At 70.6% G+C, this 4,574-nt stretch carries 6 protein-coding genes; 3 read left to right on the top strand and 3 right to left on the bottom strand.

The window, feature by feature from the left end; translation table 11 throughout:
- On the top strand, positions 1 to 615 hold a 615-nt coding region (locus VFB40_RS27560; RefSeq protein WP_324855805.1), incomplete at its 5' end, for an ABC transporter permease.
- 1 nt (position 616) lies between these two features.
- Here VFB40_RS27560 and VFB40_RS27555 read toward each other — a convergent pair.
- Complete coding sequence (locus VFB40_RS27555; protein ID WP_324855803.1) at positions 617 to 1,072, bottom strand: hypothetical protein; 456 nt, start codon at positions 1,070 to 1,072, stop codon at positions 617 to 619.
- A 1-nt stretch (position 1,073) separates the two neighbouring features.
- Between VFB40_RS27555 and VFB40_RS28855 the strand changes: the two genes are divergently transcribed.
- Positions 1,074 to 1,715, top strand: coding sequence for a hypothetical protein (locus VFB40_RS28855; RefSeq protein ID WP_324855801.1), 642 nt, complete (start codon positions 1,074 to 1,076; stop codon positions 1,713 to 1,715).
- Between the two features lie 213 nt (positions 1,716 to 1,928).
- Positions 1,929 to 3,401, top strand: a complete 1,473-nt coding sequence (locus VFB40_RS27545; RefSeq protein ID WP_324855799.1) for a sialidase family protein — start codon at positions 1,929 to 1,931, stop codon at positions 3,399 to 3,401.
- 110 nt (positions 3,402 to 3,511) lie between these two features.
- On the opposite strand, the gene VFB40_RS27540 is transcribed toward VFB40_RS27545, so the two are convergent.
- Positions 3,512 to 3,859: a hypothetical protein gene (locus tag VFB40_RS27540; RefSeq protein WP_324855798.1), complete on the bottom strand. Its 348-nt coding sequence runs from the start codon at positions 3,857 to 3,859 to the stop codon at positions 3,512 to 3,514.
- Positions 3,860 to 3,967: 108 nt separating this feature from the next.
- Positions 3,968 to 4,574, bottom strand: a 607-nt coding sequence (locus VFB40_RS27535) for a hypothetical protein (RefSeq protein WP_324855796.1), incomplete at its 5' end; no start/stop codon positions are given.

Genomic DNA, 4,574 nt, shown 5'->3' with positions numbered 1-4,574 from the left:
GGGATCGCCGCGACCGGCACGATGTCAGTGGGCTTCCAGGGCGTCGCGATCGGCATCGCCTCCGACCGCACCGACAAAACGATCAAACGACTGCGCGGGCTGCCGATGCCGCGCATCTCCTACTTCCTGGGCAAGCTGCTGTCCGCGCTGGCCTCGGGGCTGGTGCAGCTGGCGATCCTGCTCGCGGTCAGCGCCGCCTTCTTCCACCTGCACCTGCCGACGACGCCGGGCCGATGGATCACCCTGGTGTGGGTGTTCGTGCTGGGGCTCGCGACCTGCGCCGCGCTCGGCATCACGCTGGGCGGCCTGGCCAAGGACGGCCGATCGGCCTCCGCGGTGGTGCTGCCGCCCTTCCTCATCCTGCAGTTCATCTCGGGGGTCTTCTTCACCTACGGCCAGCTGGGCCCGGTGCTGCGCGGCATCGGCGCGGTCTTCCCGCTCAAGTGGATGTGCCAGGGCATCCGCTCGGTGTTCCTGCCGGACTCGTTCCAGAGCCAGGAGCCGGCCGGATCCTGGGAGCACGGCAGGATCGCGCTGATCCTGCTCGCCTGGATCATCGGCGGCCTGGCGGTCTCGATGCGCACGTTCCGCTGGCACGGCAAACGCGAAGGCTGATTCAGCGGGCGAGAGCCTGGCCCAGGAAGCCGCGCAGCAGGCCGCGCACGTCGGACACCGCGGTGGCCGCCGGTATCGCACCGACGAGCGCGTTTCGGTCGGCGGCGGTCATCAGGCCGTCGGCCTGCAGTTGTGCGGACATCGGCGCGAAGTCGGTGAAGACCCAGTGGTTCGCGTCTTCGATCTGGAGCCGAGTGGCGTGCCGTGCGGAGCGGGCGAGCAGGACCGTCCAGGACAGGTCGAGCGCCTGCTTTTCGCCGAATCCGCTGCTGCCTGCCAGCAGCATCGGCCGCTTCGTGCCCTGCTCGGCCACCGGGAGCAGTACGCCCGGCGCACCGGCAGCCGCGGGCGTCCAGTCCAGGAACCCCTCCAGGTTCACGGCCGCGGCGAACCGCCGGTCTTCGTGCAGGGTCTCGGCCGCCGTGGTGCCGCCCGCCGCCCTCGTCTTGCGCGACATCGTGCCGGGTCGATACGCGCCCGCGTTCCTCGACAGCACCGAGCCGAGCTTGGACGAGAGCTTCGAGGCGATGCGCTCGGGCGACCCGGCCCGGATCGCCGCGGAACTCAAGCTCGCCTACACGGCCGCAGGCAAGTCTCCTTCCGCGCTCTGGATCAGGGAATTGCGTCGCGGCGGCCGTGACGTCTGGCAGCCGGTGATGGATGCCGAGCGCGCAGTGTTCAATGCGCTGCTCGCGCCGGTCTGGTCGCGTGTGCAGGATCTGCATCGCGCCGAGTTCGTGCGACACGCCGCGACCGCCGCGCAGCACGGCGTCGGCCGCGCCCTCACCGACGCGGTCCCCGGCTCCCGGCTGGCCGGCGGCGTCTGGGAGCTGCCCACGCCGGACACGGCCACGCGCGAGGTCCGCGCGGCCGGGCGCGGCGCACGGCTTCATCCCGCAGCTGATCAGGATCGCGCGGGACACCGGCGCGTCCGGTTACGTCGACGACGGCGCCAACCGCTGGCCCGCCAGCCACACGCTGGACGTCGCCCGCATCTTCCGCCTAGCGCTGGAGAAGGCGCCCTCCGGCGCGGATGGGAGCCGGTCCACCCCGGCCTGATCGCCGACCTGGAGGAGGGGCACTACTTCTCCGCCGGCTGATCGCGCAGGCATTCGCCCCCTTGACACTCAGGGCGCTCAATCCTAGTGTGCGCATCACCGACCGTGACAGAAACCTTACAAGTAGTGGCGCCGCATTGTCGCGGCCCCGTACGGCGGGGCTGTCTGTGTGGGGGGATCAGGGCCTGACTCCGGGTCCGTTGTCGCGTCTCGGCATAGCGCACAACAGACACCCGGACGGAGGCTGGATTCATCATGCCCGTACGACAACGCGCCGCTTTGACCACGCTTCTCGCCAGCGGAGCGCTCCTGCTCAGCACCGCGACCGCGCACGCGAACGTCACGCTCACGCAGCTGAGCACCGATCCGTTCACCAACTCCTCGAGCCAGCACGCCACCGAGGTCGAGCCGGACACGTTCTCCTTCGGCTCCACGATCGTCGAGGCGCAGCAGACCGGCCGCTTCACCGACGGCGGCGCGTCCGACATCGGCTGGGCCACCAGCACCGACTCGGGCGCGACCTGGACGCACGGCCAGCTGAGCGGCATCACCCAGTGGCAGGGCGGCGGCAGCTTCCAACGCGTCTCGGACGCGTCCGTGGCCTTCGATCCCAAGCACGGGGTCTGGATGATCGCCTCGATCCCGATCACCGCGTCGCTCGGCGTGCCGTCCGTCGTGGTCAGCCGCTCCACCAACGGCGGCACAGTGTGGTCCAACCCGGTCACGGTCACCACCTTCGCCGACCAGGGTCTCGACAAGAACTGGATCGCCTGCGACGACACCGCGAGCAGCCCGTTCTACGGCAACTGCTACGTCGAGTTCGACGACAACGGCGACGGCAACCGCCTGTACATGTCCACCTCCACCGACGGCGGCCTGACCTGGGGCCCGGCCATGCGCACCGGCAACAGCGCCACCGGCATCGGCGGCCAGCCCGTGGTCCAGCCCAACGGCACCGTCATCGTCCCGGCCGACAACGCCAACGAGACCTCGGTGCTCGCCTTCCGCTCCACCAACGGCGGCGCCTCCTGGAGCTCCACCACCACGGTGGCCTCGATCAAGAGCCACACCGACGCCGGCGGCATCCGCTCCGGACCGCTGCCGAGCGCCGAGATCGACGGCTCCGGGAAGGTCTACGTGGCCTGGTCCGACTGCCGCTTCCGCACCGGCTGCAAGGCCAACGACATCGTGTACTCGACGACGACCAACGGCACCACGTGGACGGCCGTCACCCGCGTGCCCATCGACGCCACCGGCAGCGGTGTCGACCACTTCCTGCCGGGACTGGCGGTCGACCGCACCACCTCCGGCAGCACCGCGAAGCTGGGCCTGTCTTACTACTTCTACCCGTCGACCAGCTGTACCGCGAGCACCTGCCAGCTCGACGTCGGCTTCATCTCCTCCCCCAACGGCGGCGCGAGCTGGACCGCCGCCACCCAGCTGGCGGGGCCGATGAGCCTGTCGTGGCTGCCGAGCACGACCCAGGGCGTCATGGTCGGCGACTACTTCTCCACGTCATACGCCGGCGGGACCGCGCGCCCCGCGTTCGAGGTCGCCTTCGCGCCGAGCGGCGGCGTGTTCAACCAGGCCACTTACACGCCCTCCGCCGGCCTGCTCGCCGCGTCCCACGCTCACCTCAGCGCCCTGACGCCGGCTGGCGCGGACAAGCCGGTACCCGGCGTCACCTCCGACCACGCCGCCTCGCCGGTCCCGCTCACCAGCCGCTGAGCCTCATCAGCGGGCTTAGAAACATCGCGGCCCGGACCGGATTTCCCGGTCCGGGCCGCCGCGACTGTACGCGCAGCAGCGTTCTTATGGCAGTGATCTGCCGTTAAGCGCTAGTCGAGCCAGGCCGCGACCGCTTCCCGCAGCCGGCCGACCGCCTCGGGAAGCTCCTCGGCGCCGGTCACCAGGCGCTCGAACGCGTCCAGGTGCGCGTCCACGGCCTCGCGGCTCGGGGCGGCGGCGCACAGCGCGGAGCTGATCGCGGCGAGTTCCTCGCCTGCCGCCGCCTGCTCCGGGCGCTCCAGGACGGCGCGCCGCTCCTCGAAGGTGCGGCCAAGGCTGTGCATCGCGGCGCCGACCTCTTCGCGCGGCGTGACCGGCGCGCGGCGCAGGCGGTTGGTGATCGCGTTGAGCATGGCGCCGCCGCCCATGAAGACGAGTTCGAACTTCTCCTTGGCCACAGGTCCCCTCCAGAAGTGCGTCGTAGGCTGACGGGAGTACGAACACAGACTCGATCCGAACCGGCGGGTGCGCAAGGGGTCGCTCGCGCGGGTGTGTGATCCGGCTCGTCAGCGGCCCCTGGCCCAGCCCCACAAGGTGGAAAGCACGGACCGTGCGTTCCGTCTGCGCTGTGGGCGCTGCCTGCCGGCGTAGGGGCCGAACATCTCCGGTCCGCGCCGGTACACGGGAGCGGCGGGCTGGGGAGGCGCAGGCGCGGTCGGGCCGGTCCAGAACGTCGCCACGGCGATCATGGCACCGGTGATGCCCAGGGCGAGCACCGTCTGGTGCGGGTACCCGGTCCGGTTGATCCGCGAACCGAACTCGACCAATGCCGCGATGAGCACGACCCGCAGGAACGGCACCCGCCTGAGCGTGACCCACATGACCACCAGGCAGGCCACCGTGATCTGCCAGATCGCCTGCGAGAAGTACCTGTCGCCGATCCGGTAGTACGCGTAGAGCGTCAGGATCAGGCCGCCGTAAGCGAGCATGCCGACCGGGCCGCGCAACGCCTTGAGCAGCCCGAACAGCGCGCTCGCGGCGGCGCAGACCGCGATGACGACGACCAATTGCGTGAGGGGATGGCCCGGCAAGACCCCGATCAGCTCCTCGACCCGTGCGCCGGGCCACTCGCCCGGCCGCAGCCTGCTGCACTCAGGGTTCTCATACAGGCCT

It is taken from the genome of Actinocrinis sp., from assembly GCF_035650855.1.
In the GTDB taxonomy this organism is placed as follows: Bacteria; Actinomycetota; Actinomycetes; order Streptomycetales; family Catenulisporaceae; genus Actinocrinis.
Note: the sequence above shows the minus strand (reverse complement) of the source record. Positions and strands in the feature narration are given on the sequence as shown.

Bases quoted from the DNA above. Each gene is read 5' to 3' on its own strand.
- VFB40_RS27555 (WP_324855803.1), bottom strand. From the start codon at position 1,072: ATGTCGCGCAAGACGAGGGCGGCGGGCGGCACCACGGCGGCCGAGACC.
- VFB40_RS27545 (WP_324855799.1), top strand. From the start codon at position 1,929: ATGCCCGTACGACAACGCGCCGCTTTGACCACGCTTCTCGCCAGCGGA.